Annotated in this window: 16 protein-coding genes, 1 tRNA gene and 1 other RNA gene; 10 read left to right on the forward strand and 8 right to left on the reverse strand. The window is 66.9% G+C overall.

The features are described 5' to 3' along the window. Positions 1-28: 28 nt before the first annotated feature. The gene (locus OCGS_RS10285) at positions 29-274 is read right to left on the reverse strand and encodes a sulfurtransferase TusA family protein (RefSeq protein WP_040610884.1); all 246 of its coding nucleotides are present in this window, start codon (positions 272-274) and stop codon (positions 29-31) included. Between the two features lie 92 nt (positions 275-366). Between OCGS_RS10285 and OCGS_RS10290 the strand changes: the two genes are divergently transcribed. Continuing rightward, on the forward strand, positions 367-1,116 hold the full coding sequence (locus OCGS_RS10290) for a cytochrome c biogenesis CcdA family protein (RefSeq protein ID WP_007427180.1): 750 nt from the start codon (positions 367-369) through the stop codon (positions 1,114-1,116). On the opposite strand, the gene OCGS_RS14865 is transcribed toward OCGS_RS10290, so the two are convergent. The 7 genes from OCGS_RS14865 to OCGS_RS10315 form a co-directional block, all read right to left on the reverse strand. After that, complete coding sequence (locus OCGS_RS14865; protein ID WP_083848249.1) at positions 1,058-1,336, reverse strand: ribbon-helix-helix domain-containing protein; 279 nt, start codon at positions 1,334-1,336, stop codon at positions 1,058-1,060. The two genes, OCGS_RS10290 and OCGS_RS14865, sit on opposite strands and share 59 nt — an antisense overlap. Then, complete coding sequence (locus OCGS_RS10295) at positions 1,333-1,509, reverse strand: DUF4169 family protein (RefSeq protein WP_007427181.1); 177 nt, start codon at positions 1,507-1,509, stop codon at positions 1,333-1,335. Before OCGS_RS10295 ends, OCGS_RS14865 begins: the two co-directional genes overlap by 4 nt. Next, positions 1,506-2,897, reverse strand: coding sequence for a class II fumarate hydratase (gene fumC, locus OCGS_RS10300; RefSeq protein WP_007427182.1), 1,392 nt, complete (start codon positions 2,895-2,897; stop codon positions 1,506-1,508). The genes OCGS_RS10295 and fumC overlap by 4 nt, the downstream gene beginning before the upstream one ends. Positions 2,898-2,972: 75 nt before the next feature. Next, the gene (locus OCGS_RS10305; protein WP_007427183.1) at positions 2,973-3,416 is read right to left on the reverse strand and encodes an SspB family protein; all 444 of its coding nucleotides are present in this window, start codon (positions 3,414-3,416) and stop codon (positions 2,973-2,975) included. Between the two features lie 94 nt (positions 3,417-3,510). After that, positions 3,511-3,936 carry an ester cyclase gene (locus OCGS_RS10310; RefSeq protein ID WP_007427184.1) on the reverse strand — a complete coding sequence of 142 codons (426 nt, stop codon included), beginning with the start codon at positions 3,934-3,936 and terminating at the stop codon, positions 3,511-3,513. 74 nt (positions 3,937-4,010) lie between these two features. After that, positions 4,011-4,358, reverse strand: a transfer-messenger RNA (tmRNA) gene (gene ssrA / locus OCGS_RS14870). Beyond that, positions 4,359-5,399 carry an ABC transporter substrate-binding protein gene (locus OCGS_RS10315; RefSeq protein ID WP_007427185.1) on the reverse strand — a complete coding sequence of 347 codons (1,041 nt, stop codon included), beginning with the start codon at positions 5,397-5,399 and terminating at the stop codon, positions 4,359-4,361. A gap of 146 nt (positions 5,400-5,545) precedes the next feature. Between OCGS_RS10315 and OCGS_RS10320 the strand changes: the two genes are divergently transcribed. The 9 genes from OCGS_RS10320 (at position 5,546) to OCGS_RS10360 (ending at position 16,287) form a co-directional block, all read left to right on the forward strand. After that, positions 5,546-6,553: an MDR family oxidoreductase gene (locus OCGS_RS10320; RefSeq protein WP_040610911.1), complete on the forward strand. Its 1,008-nt coding sequence runs from the start codon at positions 5,546-5,548 to the stop codon at positions 6,551-6,553. Between the two features lie 312 nt (positions 6,554-6,865). Then, positions 6,866-8,518: a BCCT family transporter gene (locus OCGS_RS10325; RefSeq protein WP_007427188.1), complete on the forward strand. Its 1,653-nt coding sequence runs from the start codon at positions 6,866-6,868 to the stop codon at positions 8,516-8,518. 56 nt (positions 8,519-8,574) lie between these two features. Further along, the gene (locus OCGS_RS10330) at positions 8,575-9,801 is read left to right on the forward strand and encodes an aminotransferase class V-fold PLP-dependent enzyme (protein ID WP_007427189.1); all 1,227 of its coding nucleotides are present in this window, start codon (positions 8,575-8,577) and stop codon (positions 9,799-9,801) included. Beyond that, positions 9,798-11,222: a cryptochrome/photolyase family protein gene (locus OCGS_RS10335; RefSeq protein ID WP_007427190.1), complete on the forward strand. Its 1,425-nt coding sequence runs from the start codon at positions 9,798-9,800 to the stop codon at positions 11,220-11,222. The genes OCGS_RS10330 and OCGS_RS10335 overlap by 4 nt, the downstream gene beginning before the upstream one ends. Further along, positions 11,222-11,665, forward strand: coding sequence for a TrgA family protein (locus OCGS_RS10340; RefSeq protein WP_007427191.1), 444 nt, complete (start codon positions 11,222-11,224; stop codon positions 11,663-11,665). The genes OCGS_RS10335 and OCGS_RS10340 overlap by 1 nt, the downstream gene beginning before the upstream one ends. Beyond that, entirely contained in the window at positions 11,641-12,705 is a 1,065-nt protein-coding gene (locus OCGS_RS10345; RefSeq protein ID WP_052026168.1) for an NUDIX domain-containing protein, read from the forward strand. Before OCGS_RS10340 ends, OCGS_RS10345 begins: the two co-directional genes overlap by 25 nt. A gap of 50 nt (positions 12,706-12,755) precedes the next feature. Beyond that, a complete protein-coding gene (locus tag OCGS_RS10350; protein WP_007427193.1) occupies positions 12,756-13,793 on the forward strand; it encodes a cysteine synthase A in 1,038 nt (345 codons plus the stop codon). Then, a complete protein-coding gene (locus OCGS_RS10355) occupies positions 13,790-16,135 on the forward strand; it encodes a DUF3772 domain-containing protein (protein WP_007427194.1) in 2,346 nt (781 codons plus the stop codon). Before OCGS_RS10350 ends, OCGS_RS10355 begins: the two co-directional genes overlap by 4 nt. A gap of 62 nt (positions 16,136-16,197) precedes the next feature. Next, positions 16,198-16,287, forward strand: a tRNA-Ser gene (locus OCGS_RS10360). Position 16,288: the final 1 nt, after the last annotated feature.

The raw sequence follows: 16,288 nt of genomic DNA on the forward strand, positions 1-16,288 counted from the left end.
GGGCCGCCTTCGGGCGGCCCTTCGCGTTTCAGGCGCCGCGTTTCAGCAGATAGACCCGCGCGCCGTCCCGTTCGGTGACGGACAGCAGCGTGTGACCCGCCTGCGCGCAGAAATGCGGCACGTCCACGACGGCGGCCGGATCGTCCGCGACGAGTTGCAGAACCTGCCCCCCCGACAGCGCGGCCAGCCTTTTGCGGGCCTTCAGGACGGGCAGGGGGCAGAGCAATCCACGCGCATCGACGATGGCGTCGGCACTTGTCGCATTTTCGATCATCGGTGCAGATTGTCGCGCGACCGGGCGAATGTCCACGAGGATGTGTGCGATGACGCAATGACGGGGCGGCCCGGATGGCGTAGGTCGGGGCCATGATCGGATTCGACATCATCGACGCGGGTCTGTTGCCCGCCATGCTTATCGCGCTGACGGCGGGGCTTTTGTCGTTCCTCAGCCCGTGCGTCCTTCCCATCGTGCCGCCCTATCTGGCGTATATGGGCGGAATGACGATGACCGAGATGACGGGCGCCGCGCAGCGCGGGCGCGCAGTGCTGCCGGCGCTGTTCTTCGTTCTGGGGCTGAGCACGGTCTTCCTGCTGCTGGGCTTCACCGCGTCGGCCTTCGGTGCCTTCTTCTTGCAGAACCAGACCCTGTTCTCGCGGCTGTCGGGCCTTGTGGTCATCGTCTTCGGGCTGCATTTCCTGGGCGTGTTCCGCATCGGTTTCCTGGATCGCGACATGCGGCTCGATGCGGGCGACCAGGGCGGATCGGCGCTGGGGGCCTATGTGCTGGGGCTGGCCTTCGCCTTCGGCTGGACGCCCTGCATCGGCCCGCAGCTTGGCGCGATCCTTAGCCTTGCGGCGAGCGAGGCGGACGTGACGCGGGGCACGACGCTGCTGGCGGTCTATGCGGCGGGTCTGGGCATTCCGTTCCTGCTGGCGGCGCTGTTCATCCAGCGCGCGGTCGGGCTGATGAACCGGCTTAGGCCCTATATGCGGCTGATCGAGCGGGGGATGGGCGTGCTGCTGCTGATCGTGGGGTTCGCGTTGCTGACGGGCGCGTTCAGCGCGTTTTCCTACTGGCTGCTGGAGACGTTTCCCGGTCTGGCGCTGCTGGGCTGAGCGCACCCGCGGCAACCTCGCCGAGGATGAAGACCCGCAGGGCCGAGGCGAGGCCGACATCCCCGCGCGCGGCGTCGATCTCGGCGGCCAGATCGTTCAGCGGGCGATTGCGCGCGGCGGCGATGCGGCGGAAGGCAGTCCAGAACGCGTCTTCGAGCGTCACGCTGGTGCGGTGGCCGCGCAAGGTCAGCGAATGCTTGCGTGGCCGGCCGGTGGTCATTCGTCGCGGCGATGCCCGTCGAGCCGGGCGGCCTGCGCCGCGCGTTCGGCCGCCTGCGCCGCGCGTTCCGTTGCGGTCCGGCCATAGGCGGCGGCGTTCAGATCGGCCTGACGGCGCGCATCCTCGCGCGCCTTCTGCTTCCTGACGCGGTTGAGGTTCACCGGCGCGGTCATTTCGGGCCGATCATGTCTTCGGGCCGCACGACGCGGTCGAAGGTTTCGGCATCGACATAGCCCAATCCGATCGCTTCCTCGCGCAGGGTGGTGCCGTTGCGGTGCGCGGTCTTGGCGACCTTGGTCGCGGCATCGTAGCCGATGGTCGGTGCCAACGCCGTCACCAGCATCAGGCTTTCCTTCATCAGCCGGTCGATCCGTTCGACATTGGCCTGCGTGCCCACGACCATGTTGTCGGTGAAGCTGGACGCCGCGTCGCCCAGAAGCTGCATGGATTGCAGGACGTTATAGCTCATCATCGGGTTATAGACATTGAGTTCGAAATGGCCCTGGCTGCCGGCGAAGCCCACGGCGGCGTCGTTGCCCATGACCTGCGCGCAAACCATGGTCAGCGCCTCGGCCTGCGTCGGATTGACCTTGCCCGGCATGATGCTGCTGCCCGGTTCGTTCTCGGGCAGGATCAGCTCTCCCAGGCCGGACCGGGGGCCGGAACCGAGGAAACGCATGTCGTTGGCGATCTTGAACAGCGAAGCGGCAACGGTCTTGAGCGCGCCCGAGAACATGACCATGGCGTCGTGGGCGGCCAGTGCCTCGAACTTGTTGGGGGCGGTGACGAAAGGCAGGCCGGTGATCTCGGCAATCTGGGCCGCGACCTTTTCGGCGAAACCCTTGCGGGTATTCAGCCCGGTGCCGACGGCCGTGCCGCCCTGCGCCAGCTCATAGATGTCGGGCAGGCACATCTTCACCCGCTCGATCCCCTTGGCGACCTGATGGGCGTAACCGCCGAATTCCTGACCCAGCGTCAGGGGCGTGGCGTCCTGCGTATGGGTGCGGCCGATCTTGATGATGTCGCAAAATTCGTCGGACTTGGCGGCAAGGGCCGCGTGCAGCTTTTCCAGCCCCGGCAGCAGCACATCGCGGGCGGTCATGCCGATGGCGACGTGCATCGCGGTGGGGAAGGTGTCGTTCGACGACTGGCCCATATTGCAGTGATCGTTGGGGTGGACGGGCTTCTTCGATCCCATCTCGCCGCCCATGATCTCGATCGCGCGGTTGGCGATCACCTCGTTCGCGTTCATGTTCGACTGGGTGCCGGATCCGGTCTGCCAGACGACCAGCGGGAAATTGTCGTCGAACCGGCCTTCGATCACCTCGGTCGCGGCCTGCCGGATGGCGTGGGCGAGATCGGGGTCGAGATCGCCGAAGCCCTCGTTCACGGTCGCCGCGGCCTTCTTGATGACGCCAAGCGCGCGGACGATGGCGATGGGCTGGCGTTCCCAGCCGATGGGAAAGTTCTGGATGGAGCGCTGGGTCTGCGCGCCCCAATACTTGTCGGCGGGAACGTCGAGGGGGCCGAAGCTGTCGGTTTCTGGGCGGGTCTGGGTCATGGCGGTCCTGCAGGTAAGGTCGTGCCGTCGATACCGTTCCGCCACGCGGGCGGCAATGGGGCCGCCGCCGATGGCCTATTTGCGGAAGGAATCGAGGCTGACGATCTGCGCGTCCTGCTTTTCTGCGGTCTCCTCGACCTCGACCAGATCGACCTCCTCCTCGGCCTCCTGCGTCTCGAAGCGCAGGCCGAACTCGACCGACGGGTCGACGAAGGTGCGGATCGCGGCGAAGGGGATGTAAAGCGGTTCGGGGTTCTCGCCGAAGTTCAGCGTGATCGCGAACCCTTCCTCGGACACGTCGAGATTGTCGAACCAGTGCTGGATCACCACCGTCATTTCGCCCGGATAGCGGTCGGACAGCCAGTCGGCGATTTCGACATCGGGGTGCATCGTGTCGAAGGTGATGAAGAAATGATGCTCGCCCGGCAAACCGTCGGCGGCCACGTCCTGAAGAACCTGCCGGATCAGGCCGCGCATGGCCCGGTGCATCAGATTGCCATAGTCGATACTGCGCGTCATGGCGGCCCCTTCACCCCTTGCAGCGGAAAGCATAAGGGATTCGGCGGTGATGAAAAGGCGGGTCTTGCGTCCATGCGGCTGGCCACACGGGGGGTCAGAGCGCCGCATCCCCCGCCAGCATCACTTCGACCGTTTCAGGGGCGACGAGACCGAGTTGCTGGAAAAACGCCATCGTGTCGAAGTGATTATACGCCTCGACGATGCGCCCTTCGTCGAAACGGCACATGATCTGTCCGCTCAGCCGCACGGGATCGCCCGTGGCGCGCGACCGACAGTGAACGTCGATCAGCGCGGCGATCCAGTCGCCCTGGGCCAGATGATGGACGATTTCGATCTGCGGGTTAGCGACCAGCGCCATGACCGTCTGAACGAGGATCTCGAAGTCGGCCGGGCCGAGGGCCAGGTCGGGAAGCAGGCCGCCGGCGCGCGCGTCGGGCGCGAAGAAGCGGTCCATCTGGTCCAGCCTGCCGCCGATCCAGATGGTCCGATAGAAGTCCTGCAAGGTTTCGAGATTGTCCATCGACGTCTCCTTTACGAGGACGCTAGCGGGCGAATCTTACCGAAACCCTAACGCGATCGGGGCGAATTGAGGAAAGTGCAGGCTTCTGTTGCCAGGTGCCTGCGAACCCCGCCTTACGCTGCTAGGCGCAAGGGCTTAGATTTCGATTACTCGAACTGCTTACGCAGCCAGAGCAACCGGAGCATGGTTGTTGTTGGCAACTATACTTTTCGCACCGATAACGGTGGTAGCTCACCGAGTGAAAGCCACAGCTTTAGACGTCCGTCGATCCTGTTTCGGCCCCATGCTCTTCCAACAAAAGAGGTTTGGTGGAGCCGCCGGGTACCGCCCCCGGGTCCGATCCGCTTATTACCTGCGCGTTTATCACCATAGTCCCTAAGGACACTTTGAAGGTAAGGCGGCCGGGGGCGGAAATCAAGCCGTCAGAACCCCGCCTTGATCTTCTCGAACGCCTCGCTGTGGCGGGCGCGCTGGTCGGCGTCGATGGGAAGCTGCGCCAGCAGCGGCACGTCCACCGGGCCAAGGCCGGATGCCTGCAACGCCTCGGCGCCCTGCGCATTCAGAGCGATCGAATTGGCGCTGCCGAAGCCCGCGTCCAGAAGGCCGGGCGCCGCCGCTTCGGACAGCATGGCGTTGAGGTAATCGTAGGCCTTGTCGGCCGATCCGGGCCCGTCCTTGAGGTTCACATAGCCGCAAAGCCACAAGGACGATCCTTCCGCCGGTTCGCGCTGAAAGCCGATGGGAAAGTCCTGCGCGGCCATCGTCGGCAGCGTTTCGTTCCAGGCCCAGGCGACCAGTACGTCGCCGGTGGCCATCAGCTGCGCCAACTCGGCCGGTCCGGTCCAATAGGTGCGCAGGTTCTCGTGCGCCTGACGCAGCCAGTCGGCGGCAGCCTGAAACTGCGCGTCGCTGGCATCGCGCCAGTCGGTCGTGCCGGTGGCGAGATAGGCCAGCGCGAAGGCGTCATCGACATTGTCGGGGATCGCCACGCGCTGCGAATAGGCGGGATCGAGAAACACGTTCAGCGATGCCACGGCCTCGGCCGGGACTTCGTCGGTGTTGTAGGCGATGCCGGTCGTGCCGAAATCGGTCGGCACCCATGTCACCTGGTCCAGATCGGCGGTCACGTCGCTGCCGGTCAGGTCTGTGTCGAGATCGTCGAAGGCGTCGATGCGCGCGGTGTCCCACGGTTCCAGCAGGTCGGACGCTTCCCATTTGGACACGGATCCGGCGCAGATATGGGCGATGTCCGCCTCGAACCCCGAACGCAGCTTCTGGAACGCCTCTTCTTCGTCGCCGAAGAAGCTGTAGGTCGGGCTGGCGCCGTGCTGGTCGATATAGGGTTGGTGGAAGGCCGGATTCTCGAACCCCGAATAGTCGAGGATCAGCAGATCGCCGTCTTCGGCCATGGCGGGCGCGGCCAGGCAGGACAGGGTGACGAGTGCGGTCGTGCGACGGGCCATGCGTTCCTCCGGGTCATGGATGCGGGCGAACGCTAGGGCGCGCGTCGCGGGGTCACAAGCGATTCGCTTGCACGGTTTCGGTTTGACATGGGACCGGGACGCGCCGACCTTCGCAGACCGATGGCAGGGCAGGAAGGATGACGATCATGTTCAGGGCGCTTGTGGTGACGAAGGACGACGACGGAAAGACCCGCGCGGCCGTCGAGCGGATCGCCGAGGACCGCCTGCCGCAGGGCGACGTGACGGTCGCCGTCGAGTATTCGGCGCTGAACTACAAGGACGGGCTTTGCATCGGGCCGGGCGGCGGGCTGGTGCGCAGTTATCCGCATGTGCCGGGCATCGACTTTGCGGGCAGGGTCGAGGCATCGGACGATCCGCGCTATGCGGCGGGCGACAAGGTGGTGCTGACCGGCTGGCGCGTGGGCGAGGCGCATTGGGGCGGATACGCGGAAAAGGCGCGCGTGAAGGGCGACTGGCTGGTGCCGTTGCCCGAGGGGCTGACGACACGGCAGGCGATGGCCGTGGGCACCGCCGGCTTCACCGCGATGCTGGCCGTCATGGCGCTGGAGGATCACGGCCTGACCCCCGATGCACCGCAGCCGGTGCTGGTGACGGGGGCGTCGGGCGGTGTCGGGTCCGTCGCTGTCGCCATCCTGGCCAATCTGGGCTACCGCGTCGCCGCCGTGACCGGACGGCCCGAAAACAGCGACTATCTGACCGGGCTGGGGGCCACGCAGATCGTGCCGCGCGCCGATCTGGCCGAGACGGTGAAGCGGCCGCTGGAATCCGAAGCCTGGGCCGGATGCATCGACGCGGTGGGCGGCGCGATGCTGGCGCGGGTGCTGGGGCAGATCGCCTATGGCGGATCGGTCGCCGCCGTGGGGCTGGCGGGGGGCGCGCAACTGCCCGCGACGGTGATCCCGTTCCTGCTGCGCGGCGTGAACCTGCTGGGCATCGACAGCGTGATGCAGGCACGCGACGCCCGCCTGCGCGCCTGGGCCCGCATCGCGCACGACCTGCCGATGAAGAAGCTGGAAGCGATGGTCCGTCCCGCGATGCTGGAGGATCTGCCGCGTCTGGGCGCCGATATCCTGCAAGGCCGGGTGACGGGCCGCGTGCTGGTCGATGTCGCGGCCGCCGGTGCGGACCGCTAAACCGGTTGCATCCGGGGGGCGGGGGCTGTTAGCTTGGCGGAAATCAGAAGAACCGAATAGCTGCACAGCGCCCCGCCGGGTGCCCTGCCGCCTGTCGTGGAGCGCTGCGTTTGTTCGACATGATGGATATTTCAGTCGATCCGGCATGTCCTGACCGGGCAGGAAAGGCGCCGGGCCGCGCGGAAAAGCCGCTTGTCCCGGCGCCGCTGGCCCGCGTTCGGGCGTGCCGCCCGGTGGCGTCGGTCCTTCCGACGGGGGGATAGCCTGCGGGACGGACCCCTCGAACAACTCGAACAACCGAAAGGATCGGCGATGACCGACACCACCACCGATGGTCTACAGGAGCCTGAAGGCACCTCGCAGATCATCGACACCGATTACGAGATCGGACAGGACAATTACGAAACCTCGATCGGTCCGGTAGCGGTGGACATCCACAACCCGGTCTTCGCGATCTCGGCCGTCGCCATCGTGGCCTTCGTGCTATACGCCGTGATCGCGCCGACGCAGGCCTCGACCTTCTTTCAATGGTTGCGCCCGGCGGTCACGGACACGCTGGACTGGTTCTTCCTGTCGGCGGCCAATGTCTTTGTGCTGTTCTGCCTCTATCTGGTCGTGTCGCCCTATGGCCGCGTGCGGCTGGGCGGGTCGGACGCGACGCCCGATTACGGCTATCTGGGCTGGTTCGCGATGCTGTTCGCGGCCGGAATGGGCATCGGCCTGATGTTCTTCGGCGTGCTGGAGCCTGTTTATCACATGGCGGTTTCCGCCCCGCTGAACGCCGTGTCGCCCTTCGGGGAGGACGGTGCGGTGATCGCCGGTTCGCAGGTTGCGGCGCGCGATATCGGGATGGCCGCGACCATCCTGCACTGGGGGCTTCACCCTTGGGCGATGTATGCGGTGGTGGCGCTGGCGCTGGCGCTGTTCAGCTATAACAAGGGGCTGCCGCTGACGATCCGGTCGGCCTTCTATCCGATCCTGGGCGAACGCGTCTGGGGCTGGTGGGGCCATGTCATCGACACGCTGGCGGTCTTTGCCACGCTGTTCGGGCTGGCCACGTCGCTGGGGTTCGGCGCGCAGCAGGCCGGCGCAGGGCTGGATTACATCTATGGCATCCCGAACGGCACGGTGTTGCAGGTGGTGCTGATCGCCGCGATCACGGCGGTCGCGCTGATTTCGGTACTGCGCGGCCTCGACGGCGGGGTCAAGCTGCTGAGCGAGATCAACATGGGCCTTGCGATCCTGCTGCTGGTCTTCGTGGTGGCGGTCGGTCCGACGCTTTACATCCTGGCGACCTTCGGCAACGGGCTGCTGGCCTATTTCGTCGATCTGCCGGCGCTGGCCAATCCGTTCGGGCGCAGCGACGACAGCTATCGCCAGGGCTGGACGGCGTTCTACTGGGCCTGGTGGATCAGCTGGTCGCCGTTCGTCGGCATGTTCATCGCGCGGGTCAGCCGGGGGCGGACGGTGCGCGAATTCATCACCTGCGTCCTGCTGATCCCCAGCCTGGTCTGCGTCATCTGGATGGCCGCTTTCGGCGGCACCGCGATCGAGCAGGTGTTCAGCGATCCCGTCGGTTCGGCCGTCAAGGCGCAGGTCATCGACGCCTACAACCCGCCGCTGTCACTGTTCGCGATGCTGTCGGAACTGCCGCTTGCGGGCATCACGTCGACGCTGGCCATCGTGCTGGTGATCGTGTTCTTCGTGACGTCGTCGGATAGCGGCAGCCTGGTCATCGACACGATCACGGCGGGAGGCAAGACCGACGCGCCGCTGCCGCAGCGGGTGTTCTGGTGCGTGTTCGAAGGGCTGGTCGCGGCCGTGCTGCTGATCGGCGGCGGGCTGGGCGCGTTGCAGGCGATGGTTCTGACGACCGGCTTTCCGTTCGCCATCGTCCTGCTGCTGATGTGCTTTTGCATCTTGCAGGGATTGCGGGCCGAACGCGCGCTGCTCAGACGGTCCTAGACTTGGCGCGGGGCGGGTGAGACGCTAGGGGTGCTTCACCCGCCCCAGGATGCCAGATGCCACTCGATACCGATTTCGTTCGCGTGCAATTTCCCTCTTTCGATCAGCCGTCGCTGGCCGGACAGGCGTTTTTCGAGAATGCGGGCGGATCCTATCCCTGCCGGCAGGTCGTCGATCGGCTGACGCGGTTCTATCTGACGCGCAAGGTGCAGCCCTATGGCTCCTATGCCGCAAGCGCCGCCGCCGGCGACGAGATGGACGAGGCGCGCGCCCGTCTGGCCGCGCTGCTGAACGTCGCGGATGACGCGCTGAGCTTCGGGCCGTCCACCACGCAGAACACCTATGTTCTGGCGCAGGCCTTTGCCGGCACGATGCGGCCGGGCGATGCGGTGATCGTGACCGACCAGGATCACGAGGCCAATAGCGGCCCCTGGCGGCGTCTGGCCGACCGGGGTTTCGAGATCCGCGAATGGCGCATCGACCCAGCGACCGGGCATCTGGACCCCGACGCCCTCGACGACCTGCTGGACGACAAGGTGCGGCTGGTCTGTTTCCCGCATTGTTCCAACGTCGTGGGCGAGATCAACGATGTCGCGGCCATCGTTGCGAAGGTCCATGCGGCGGGGGCCGTCGCCTGCGTCGATGGCGTCAGCTATGCGCCGCACGGCCTGCCGGATGTGGGTGCGCTCGGCGCCGACATCTATCTGTTCTCGGCCTACAAGACCTATGGACCGCATCAGGGACTGATGATCGTCCGCCGCGAACTGGCGGAACGGCTGCCCAATCAGGGGCATCATTTCAACGGCGGCACGCTTTACAAGCGGTTCACACCGGCAGGGCCGGATCACGCGCAGGTCGCCGCCTGCGCGGGTATCGCGGATTACATCGACGCGCTGCATCTGCATCACGGCGGTTCCCCCAACGCGGCCCCGAAGGATCGCGCCGCGCATGTGCACGATCTGATGCGCGCGCGGGAAACGGCATTGCTGCAACCGCTGCTGGATCATGTCGCATCGCGCAATGCCGTGCGGCTGCTGGGCCCCGACCGGGCCGCGCCGCGCGCGCCCACGGTCGGGCTGGCCCTGCGGGTGCCGGGCACCGAGGCGGCGGCGCGGCTGGCCGGGCAGGGCATCATGGCGGGGGGCGGATCGTTCTATGCGCAGCGTCCCCTGCGCGCGATGGGGATTGACCCCGATCACGGCATCCTGCGCATCAGCTTCACGCATTACACGACCGAAGACGACATCGTGCGCCTGATCGCCGCGCTGGATACCCTGGAATGAGCGCGGACGCCGCGCCGATCCTGCTGTGGTTCCGGCGCGATTTCCGGCTGACCGACCATCCGGCGCTGGACGCCGCCGCGCGGTCGGGCCGTCCGGTCATCCCCGTCTTTCTGAACGACGAGGTCGTGCGGACCTATGGCGCGGCCCCGACATGGCGGCTGGGACTGGCGGCCGAGGCATTCGCGGAACGGCTGAAGGGGATCGGCAGCAGGCTGACCTTCCGCGAAGGCCGCGCGGCCGAGGCGCTGGCCCGTCTGGCGGACGAGACGGGCGCGCGGACCGTCTGGTGGACCCGCGCCTACGATCCGGCATCGCTGGCGCGGGACGAAGCGGTGAAAGAGGCGCTGGTGGCGCGCGGGGTGGACTGCGCCGATCATCCCGGCCATCTGCTGTTCGAGCCTGAAAGCGTCAGGACGGGGCAGGACGGATACTACAAGGTCTACACGCCCTATTGGCGCAAGGTGAAGGACCGCGATCCCGGTCCCGCCCTGACCGCCCCGACGGCGTTGCAGGCGCCCGACGGCTGGCCCGAAACGGACGATCCGGCGATATGGGGCCTTGGCACCGCAATGAACCGGGGCGCGGCGATCGTCGCGCCCCATTGCCATGTCGGCGAGGCGGCGGCGCAGACGCGGCTGGCCGTCTTCCTGCGCGACCGGGTGGAGGGTTACGCGACGGCGCGTGACATTCCGGCCATGCACGGCACATCGGGGCTGTCCGAGAACCTGACATACGGCGAAATCTCGATCCGGTCGTGCTGGCATTCGGCGCAGCGGGCCATCGCGGAAGGCAAGCGCGGCGCGCCGACCTTCCTCAAGGAGCTGGTCTGGCGCGAATTCGCCTATCACCTTCTTTACCACACACCGCGCCTGATCACCGGCAACTGGCGGCCCGAATGGGATGCCTTTCCCTGGAACGAGGACGCGGCCGGCGACGACGCGACAGCATGGAAGCGGGGGCGCACCGGCATGCCGTTCGTGGACGCCGCCATGCGCGAGATGTTCGTCACCGGCACCATGCACAACCGTGCGCGGATGATCGTGGCCAGTTATCTGACCAAGCATCTGATGTGTCACTGGAAGATCGGGATGCACTGGTTCGAGGAGTGCCTGATCGACTGGGATCCGGCCAACAACGCGATGGGCTGGCAATGGTCGGCCGGATCGGGGCCGGATGCGACACCGTTCTTCCGGGTGTTCAACCCCGAAACCCAGCTTGATCGGTTCGACGCCGACCGGACCTATATCCGCCGCTGGATCGCCGAGGGGCGCGACGACCCCGATCCCTGCGCGTTGGCCTATTTCGACGCGATCCCGCGACGCTGGGGCATGGCGGCCGACGACGCCTATCCCGACCCGATCGTAACGGCGGCCGAGGGGCGGGCGCGGGCGCTGGACGCCTATCGCGGGCGGGATCTGTGATGTATCCGACAGCGGCCAAGCTGACGGGCGCCGTGTCGCTGGCGGCGCTGGCATGGCTGGTCAGCGGCATTGTCCGCCACGACCTGCCCCCTGCCATGCCGTCGGGGATGCTGGCGCCCGTCAACGCCGCTGTGGGCTTTGTGGCGGGATGGCGTGTCGTCGGGCCGGGCGCTGGCCGGGGCTATGGCGCTGCCATCGGGGCGGCGGCGACGGGCGGCGCGGTGACGCTGATCGTCTGCCTGCTGATCTGGGCATCCCATACGGCGCTGGGACGGTCGCTCGACGGGTTCTATGACGGTCCCGTCGAGGCGATCGAGGCGGCGATGGGCCTTGCAGCGGATCATGCGCGCGTCCTGTGGCCGGGCGCGGCGATCCCGGTGCTGTTGGGCGGCTGCGCTATCGTCGGCCTTGTGGTCGAATGGGTATCGAGGCGGGCGAACTGATGGAAGACGTGGTTCTGCGCGGCCGGTTGCGGGACGATGCCCTGCGCCGCATCGTCCTTGGCGTCGATTGGCCGGCCGAGGTTCCGGCAGGCGGCGCGGCGGAGGCGGTCGTATTGCGGGACCTGCCGGGCGAGCCTGTCGAACGACTGCGTTTCTACGGCGAGGGCAACGGCTGGACGCCGCGAATGACGACGCTGGACGATAACGGCGCCCCGGCTGTCCTGTGGGCGGGCGACGCGGACATGGAACGGGACTGGTCCCTGGAACGCTGGCAGCGCGAGAATGGCGCGCTTGAACGCGAGGCGGCTGCCGAGGCGATGGCGTTCTTCGGGCGGATCGACACCGGCGAGTTGCGCTTCCGCCTGCCGACGATCCGGGTCCGCGTCTGGTCGCGCATCGTCGCCGCGTCGAACCCGGTGCCGCGCGACCTGCGGGCTGACCTGCACCGCGACCGGGTCGAGGTTCTGCGCAGCCATACGCCCTATACGCATTTCTTCCGGGTCGAGCAGACCGAGCTGCGTCATCCGCTGTTCGACGGCAACCCTGGCGCGCCCGTCACGCGCGCCGCCTTCGTGCTGGGCGATGCGGCGACGGTTCTGCCCTACGATCCGGTCCGCGACCGCGTAATGATCGTCGAGCAGTTCCGCTTCGGCCCGATGATGCGCGGCGACCCTTATCCCTGGTGCCTGGAACCCATTGCCGGGCGCCTCGACCCCGGCGAGACCCCCGAGACCGCGATCCGCCGCGAAGCGCAGGAGGAAGCGGGGCTGGTGCTGGACGCGCTGCACCGAGTGGCGACCTGCTATCCCAGTCCGGGGGCGGTATCGGAATATCTGACGATCTTCGTCGGCATTGCCGATCTGCCCGACAGCGCGCAGGGCACCGGCGGCGCGCCGGACGAACACGAGGATATCCGCGCGCATGTCATTTCGTTCGACCGTCTGATGGCGCTTCTGGACACGGGCGAGGCCGACAATGCGCCGCTGTTGATTTCCGCCCTCTGGCTTCAACGTGAACGGGCGAAGGGCCGCTTCGCTTGAGTTCGGATCGGCCCGCGCCTACCAAGAGGCGGGACGAGAAGGAGTGTTGCATGTCCATCCACGGTGATCTTGCGGCGGCTATCGGCAATACACCCCTTGTCCGACTGAAAGGGCCGTCCGAAGCGACGGGATGCGAGATCCTCGGCAAGGCCGAGTTCATGAATCCCGGCCAATCCGTCAAGGACCGCGCGGCGCTTTACATCATCCGCGATGCGGTGGCGCGCGGGGCGCTGAAACCCGGCGGCACCATCGTCGAAGGCACGGCCGGCAATACCGGCATCGGGCTGGCGCTGGTCGGCGCGTCGATGGGCTATCGCAGCGTCATCGTCATCCCCGAGACGCAAAGCCAGGAAAAGAAGGACATGCTGCGGCTGGCCGGCGCCGAGCTGGTGCAGGTGCCCGCCGTCCCCTACCGCAATCCCAACAATTACGTCCGTTATTCCGGGCGCCTGGCCGAAAGGCTGGCCGCGTCCGAGCCGGCGGGCGCGATCTGGGCGGACCAGTTCGACAACACCGCGAACCGGCAGGCCCATGTCGAGGGGACCGGACCCGAAATCTGGGAACAGACGCAGGGCAGGGTGGACGGGTTCGTCTGCGCCGTTGGGTCGGGGGGGACGCTGGCCGGTGTGGCCGAGGCGTTGCAGCCCAAGGGCGTCAAGATCGGCCTGGCCGATCCCGAAGGCGCGGCGCTTTACAGCTTCTACACGTCGGGCGAATTCGATGCGCCGGGATCGTCCATCACCGAAGGCATCGGTCAGGGCCGCATTACCGCCAATCTGGAAGGATTGCGCCCCAACCTGGCCTATCGCATCCCCGATGCCGAGGCGCTGCCGGTGGTGTTCGACCTGCTGGCGCACGAAGGACTTTGCCTTGGCGGATCGTCGGGCATAAACGTGGCGGGCGCCATGCGCATGGCCCGCGACATGGGGCCGGGCCATACCATCGTGACGATCCTGTGCGATTACGGCACGCGCTATCAATCCAAGCTCTACAATCCCGCTTTCCTGCGCGAGAAGGGTCTGCCGTTTCCCGAATGGCTGACCGAAGGCGCAGGCCGCATTCTGCCGACCGTTTTCGAGGATCAATGATTCCGGCATTTCGACAGGCCTTCCTGTCGCGGCTGCTGATCTTCCTGCTGACGGCGACGATCGGCTGGGCTGCCCTTGCGCAGGAACAGCCTGCCGGCCCCGTGCTGCCCGATCCCCAGGAATGGGCCGCGCAGGTTTCCGCAGCCGAAGCGCTGATCGCCGATGACGAAAGCGCCGTCGAGGATCTGGAGAGGCTACGCACCATAATCTCTGGCCGTCGGGCGGCCTTTCTGGCGGCGCAGTCGGCCAATGCGGCCCGGATCGCCACGGCCGAGGCGCAGATCGCGGCGCTGGGCCCCTTACCCCCCGAAGGCGAAACCGAAGACCCCGAGATTGCCGAACGGAGGGCCAGGTTGAATGCCCAACTGGCCGAATTGCGGCGGCCGGTCGTCGCCGCCGAGGAAGGCTTCGCGCTGGCCAACAGCCTGGTCGCGTCGATCGACAGCACCATCCGCGACCGCTATGCGCGTCAGCTTCTCGCGCGGCAGCCCAGCCCGCTGAACCCGGTCCTGTGGCCCTCGGCGCTGACCGTCCTGACCGATACCGTCCAGCGGATCGGCACCGAGGCGCGCGATGCCTGGCGCAATCCCGACAGCCGCGCGGTGGCGTTGCAGGCCGCGCCGCTATCGGCGTTTCTGGGCTTTGTCGGTCTGCTGCTGGCGCTGCGCAGCCGCTGGTGGGTGGGCCTGTTCGCGGATTGGGTCGCGCCGCGATGGCCGCGCGGGCAGGGCGTTCTGGATTTCGCATTGTCGCTGGGGCAGATCGTGCTGCCGCTTGCGGGCGTGATGCTGGTCGCGCTGGCGATAGACCTGACGCATATTCTGGGCGAAGCGGGCCGCATCGTGATCGTCGTGGGCCTGCCGACCGTCGCGCTGCCGGTGATCCTGTCGCGCTGGCTGGTGCTGCGATTGTTCCCCCAGGCCGAACCCTGCCTGCTGCCGGTGACGAAGCGCGACGGCGGCCGTCTGCGGCGGCTGGGGGTCATTGCGGGCCATTTCGTCGCGGCCAACATCGCGCTTGGCGGGGTCGAGACTCAGCTCGGCTATTCCGACCTGTCGGTCAGCGTCCTGCAATATCCGCTTCGGCTGCTGACGGCGTTTCTTCTGTGGCGGATCGGGCGGATCCTGCTGCGTGCGCGGCGGCCCGATCCGCAGGCCGAAAACGAACTTCGGCTGGGCGAGACGTTCGTTCGCACCCTGGGCCGGGTGGCGATGGCGATCGCGTTGCTCAGCGTGGTGCTGGCGACGGCGGGCTATTCCATCGCCACGCAAGGGATCCTCGTTCCCGCTTTCGCCACTTTGGGATTGGGCGGGCTGCTGGTGGTGCTGCAACGCCTGATCGGGGACGTCTATGCGTTGGTGACGCGCACCAGCGAAAGCAGCGCATCCGACGCGCTGGCGCCGATCCTTGCGGGCTTCGTCCTGTCGTTGGCCGCAATCCCGGTGCTGGCGCTGCTTTGGGGTGCACGTGTCGCCGACCTGTCGGAAATGTGGCAGCGCTTCCTCCTTGGCTTCGCGGTGGGCGAGACGCGGATCTCGCCGGATGTGTTTCTGGTCTTCGCCATCGTCTTCGCGGTCGGGCTTGCCCTGACGCGCCTTGCGCAGCGGACCTTGCGCGGATCGGTCCTACCGCGCACGGCGATGGATGTGGGCGCGCGCAACGCGATCGTGTCGGGCACCGGATATATCGGCATCTTCCTCGCCATTCTGCTGGCCATCACCTCGGCTGGGATCGACCTGTCGAACCTGGCCATCGTCGCCGGTGCGCTGTCCTTGGGTATCGGTTTCGGGTTGCAGAACGTGGTGTCAAACTTCGTGTCCGGCATCATCCTGCTGATCGAACGGCCTATCAGCGAAGGCGACTGGATCGAGGTAGGCGGCCAGATGGGCTATGTGCGCGACATTTCCGTCCGCTCGACCCGGATCGAGACGTTCGACCGCACCGACGTGATCGTTCCCAACGCCGATCTGGTATCCGGCACGGTGACGAACTGGACCCGTGGCAACCTTGTCGGCCGGGTGATCGTGCCCGTGGGCGTCGCCTTCGGCACCGATACGCGTCTGGTCGAGGCGATCCTGATGGAAATTGCCGAGGCGCATCCGCTGGTCGTGCTGAACCCGCCCCCGGCGGTGCTGTTCCGCACATTCGGGAACGGCGCGCTTAATTTCGAGATCCGGGCGATCCTGCGCGACGTGAACTTCGTTCTGGCCGTGCAGTCCGACATGAACCACGAGATCGCCGCCCGCTTCGCCGCCGAAGGCATCGTCATCCCCCATTCGCAGCATGACCTCTGGCTGCGCAATCCCGAGACGCTCGTGGGCCCGTCCGCGAGCGTCAGCTAGGCCGTCCCTCGGCGTCGCTATCCCTTGCACACCGCCCCACGATCCAGTAACCGCGCCCCCACGGAGCGGTGGCCGAGTGGTCGAAGGCGCACGCCTGGAAAGTGTGTAGGCGGGAAACCGTCTCGAGGGTTCGAATCCCTCCCGCTCCGCCAC

The sequence above is a fragment of the Oceaniovalibus guishaninsula JLT2003 genome (assembly GCF_000299575.1).
Taxonomy (GTDB): Bacteria; Pseudomonadota; Alphaproteobacteria; order Rhodobacterales; family Rhodobacteraceae; genus Palleronia; species Palleronia guishaninsula.